5 protein-coding genes are annotated in these 3,885 nt (G+C 31.0%); all 5 read right to left on the reverse strand.

Translation table 11 applies throughout. The features are described 5' to 3' along the window. Window positions 1–102 precede the first annotated feature (102 nt). The 5 genes from B2U95_RS04435 to B2U95_RS04455 all read right to left on the reverse strand — a co-directional run bounded on the left by B2U95_RS04435 (window position 103) and on the right by B2U95_RS04455 (window position 3,731). The gene (locus B2U95_RS04435; protein ID WP_296313247.1) at window positions 103–360 is read right to left on the reverse strand and encodes a hypothetical protein; all 258 of its coding nucleotides are present in this window, start codon (window positions 358–360) and stop codon (window positions 103–105) included. 36 nt (window positions 361–396) lie between these two features. Next, on the reverse strand, window positions 397–834 hold the full coding sequence (locus B2U95_RS04440) for a hypothetical protein (RefSeq protein ID WP_296313249.1): 438 nt from the start codon (window positions 832–834) through the stop codon (window positions 397–399). A 50-nt stretch (window positions 835–884) separates the two neighbouring features. After that, entirely contained in the window at window positions 885–1,019 is a 135-nt protein-coding gene (locus B2U95_RS04445; RefSeq protein ID WP_296313251.1) for a hypothetical protein, read from the reverse strand. Then, window positions 1,003–1,767: a DUF6090 family protein gene (locus B2U95_RS04450; RefSeq protein WP_296313255.1), complete on the reverse strand. Its 765-nt coding sequence runs from the start codon at window positions 1,765–1,767 to the stop codon at window positions 1,003–1,005. Before B2U95_RS04450 ends, B2U95_RS04445 begins: the two co-directional genes overlap by 17 nt. A gap of 203 nt (window positions 1,768–1,970) precedes the next feature. Then, entirely contained in the window at window positions 1,971–3,731 is a 1,761-nt protein-coding gene (locus tag B2U95_RS04455; protein ID WP_296313258.1) for a serine hydrolase, read from the reverse strand. Window positions 3,732–3,885: the final 154 nt, after the last annotated feature.

The raw sequence follows: 3,885 nt of genomic DNA on the forward strand, positions 1-3,885 counted from the left end.
CAACTAAATTAGTAAACAAATACAGACTAGAAAAAATTCCGAAGGAATTTTCTAGATAAGCATTGACCAAAGCAATTAATTATACACCGTGTTGTACGTAGTTTATTTTAGTAAGTAAGCTAATATGATAGCTATTGACATATAAAATATAATTCCAAATTTTCTCATTTCGGAAGCCTGTTTAATTTTTCGGTCAAATCCGAATTTTTTAAATCGTTCCAATTCTGATTCATTAAAATCAGTGTTTTTTCTTCTATCAATTTTAGCAAAACCAAAAGGAATGAAAAAGAAACCTGTAGCCTCTGCATTACTCAAAGGTGCATTCTTGCGATTTTCAGCATTCTCTTGTTCTTGGTTCATTCTATACTAAATATAATTGTTGTTGTACGTAGTTTTTTAATTCCAAAAATTCCATTTCGATTTAGTTGATGCTCCTAAAATCAGTTTTCGTGCTTCTTTTGGTTCAGTCATAGATTTTTCGTTAAAGCCAACAACTTGGGATTTGAAAATAATCGTTTCGGTTTCGGAATCTAAGATTAACTCTCGGAAGTTTCGTTTGAATTTTTTTAAGTTATTTGTGATGTGTCCAATTTCTAATGTCAAATCCGTGAAACTATTCCATTCAGTTTCTACATTCCGCATTCCAGTTTTCAAATCTGCTTTGGTTTTTTGTAATACAATTAGTAAGTATCTCAAATTTGGATTTTGTTCCAATTCGGCAGATATTTCTTCACCTTGTTCAAGGCAATAAACAACTTCAAATTCTTCTCCGTTTTCATCTTTCGGAATCCCATTGGTTTTGCACAAATATAAATTGTAAATAGTGTCTTTCAAGGCTAGGTTCAAATTACGTACAACGTGATTGTGTATGATTAGTGGCGTTTTTAAGCACCTAATTCAGCAAATAAAAACTGAATAGAAAATCCTAGAGGATTTTCGTAAATAGGCGAAAACCAGCCATTAATTATACACGGTGTTGTGCTTTCGTTATTTTTCTTAATATCAATCTTGATTTTCATTTAATTCAATTTGTATCAAATGAATAATTGATTCAATTTCATTGTGTAAATCTTTCCTGTAACCTAATCCTTCATTAGTCAGAACTGATTTGACTCCCATTAAGTTGCGTACTTTCTGTTGTGCCATAATTTCAATGTAGTCGTTTTTGGGACCTAATGAGATATTATAATCAGGTATTTTAAATTTCAAAAGTGGAAGAAAGTTAACATATTCAACACAAATTTCATCAATCCTAATTTGATGTACATTCATTCTATCCTGAATCAACTTATCTAAATTATAAATATTTGCTTCTAAAACACCAAGTCTGTTCCTTATGGAATCGTTTTGAATTATTGCAATTTTTCCAGCATTTTTCAAATCCGAGTATGTATTAATTACTGGAATTTTTATTTCAAAATCCCAAAATGATTTGTTGAAATATTCTATTGTTTTATCATTGCTTTTTAAAATAGCTTTCAAAGAATCATTGTATAATATTTTTTCTATAACATCAAGATAACTTTGCTCATTTATAATATATTGATTTGAGTATTTTTTTGCTGAATTTAAATCTTCAAGTAAAACATTTAGAATTTCCTTTTCAACTTTTTTAATCTTCCTTGTTTCATTCCAATTGTTTATTTGTAACGCTATTAAAATTCCAATAACGACAAGCACTATTTCTCCAATTGCATAAAGTAAATATTTGCTGAATTTATTTTCAGTCAGCATTTTTTGTCTAATTTTTCTAAAGAATTTTATCATTGGTTAGCGGTTTGTGGTAATGAAGCACAACGGTTTGTGTATGATTAGTTGCGATGTTAAGCACGAAATTTAGTAAATAAAGACTGAATAGAAAGTCCGCTATGGCTTTCGTAAGTAAGCTAAAACCAAGCAATTAATTATACACGGTGTTGTGCTTTCGTTATTTTTAAATAGGTAAATTTCATATTATTCATTGTTTAAAATTAATCTATTCTTTTACCTTTCATTTCACGGCCTCCTTGAAAAAAGGTTACACTATCTATTTCGCCAGCATCATTTTTATTGAAGACTAATTGAGCATCAATTACTTTTAAATAAAATCCATTTTCTGATTTCGGAAATATATCAAATATCGATCGCCCTGTGGCTTGCGTTTTTAATTGATTTCCTTCTTTAGTAAACGTAAGAATAAATCCCGGTTGGAGTTCGTATTTGCCGATGTAAGTTTCTAAAATTGCATTGGATACTTTTACATCTTTTACCAAATCGCTTATATCATCCCCAAGTTTTTTTAGAGAATCAATACCGTTTTGGTTATTGGGGTTTAATGTCACCGATTTTCTATAATTTTTAACAGCCAGTTCTTTTTTTCCCAACTTCATCAAACTTTCTCCATAACTGTCGTAAGCCTTCGATGATGTGGGGAATTCTTTAGTGATAAGTTCAAACACTTTGCTGGCTTCTTCTTTTCTACCAGAACCCATAAGTAGATAACCCATTTCATTCATGTCTCTTGCACTTAAACTATAGGTTTCAGAGTCCTTAATACTATGATATTTTGATATTGCTTCATCAATACCTTTTTCTTCAATAACAGCCAATACCACATCGGCAACTGTTTGTTTAGGTATATGATATTCTTTACCATACATGATACCTCTTATAGCTCTTGTCATTTCGTAAAGCGGTGCATAACCAGTATTATTAAGAAGAACTACCAAAGATTTATCAGAATTTGCTCTAGAAATATTAGTATTAAAACCATTGATACTACCATCATGACCTATGGTGTAAATACTATCTTTAGAAGATCCTATTTTATCATAACCAACTTCCCACCCATACGCATAATGCTTTTTGTCAAAAGCAGGGATATAAGGTTTAAAATACATAGTCATATATTCTTTAGGCAAAATGGTAGTGGTATATAAGGCTTGATCCCATTTATAAAGATCTTCAACAGTTGAATACAAAGAACCCGCTGCATAAGGAATCGTCATATCTAAGTAACTTGAATTTATATAATTTCCGTTTTCTTTTTCGTAACCTGCGGCTCTATTTTTTAAGATGTCCTTGTGGTTGTCATATCCAGTATCCTTCATGTTTAATGGAGTAAAAATTTTATCTTTAAGTATTTGTTCATAGCTCTTACCAGATAATTTTTCGATAAGAACCCCAAGAATAAAGTACCCTGAACTACTATAACTATATTTTTCACCAGGTTTAAAATCCAATTCCTTTTCATCAAACGTTTTTACAAATGCCGCTGGGCTATATGGATTACGACTTTCATCTTCCATAAACTTAGGAAATTCGGTATAATCTGGAATTCCAGAAGTATGTGTTAGTAAATGATGCGTGGTTATTATATCGCCACTGCCTTTAGGATAATCAGGAAGATAGGTAGTAATTGGTTCTTGTAAATCTAATTTACCTTCCGCCACTAATTGCAAAATCAGCATTGCGGTAAATTGTTTGGTGATAGAAGCTATAAGATGTTTAGTATTGGGTTGATTTGGAATATCCCATTCCATATTTGCCATGCCAAATCCTTTCTTATATATAACCTTTCCTTGTTCAGACACTAAAACTGAACCATTAAATTTACCATACTCTTCATAGGTAGTTAACAGTTTTTCTATTTGCTCAACTTTGGTTTGAGCAAAACCCATATTGCTTATCAATACTAAAAAAAGTATGAAAATACCATTTTTGTAAGTTGGATAATTCGAATTTAATTTCATAATCGAATATTTGATTGGTTATTAGTTGGTCTTAATGAAGCACAACGAATCGGCTATGGTTTCGTTGCGAAAACATTGACCGACTTACACTTAAGGTACTAAGATAGCAAAAGTGAAGGAATTTTCCAGCGGAAAATTCCAGCGCAATGAATTA

Source organism: Winogradskyella sp. UBA3174 (assembly GCF_002364335.1).
In the GTDB taxonomy this organism is placed as follows: Bacteria; Bacteroidota; Bacteroidia; order Flavobacteriales; family Flavobacteriaceae; genus Winogradskyella.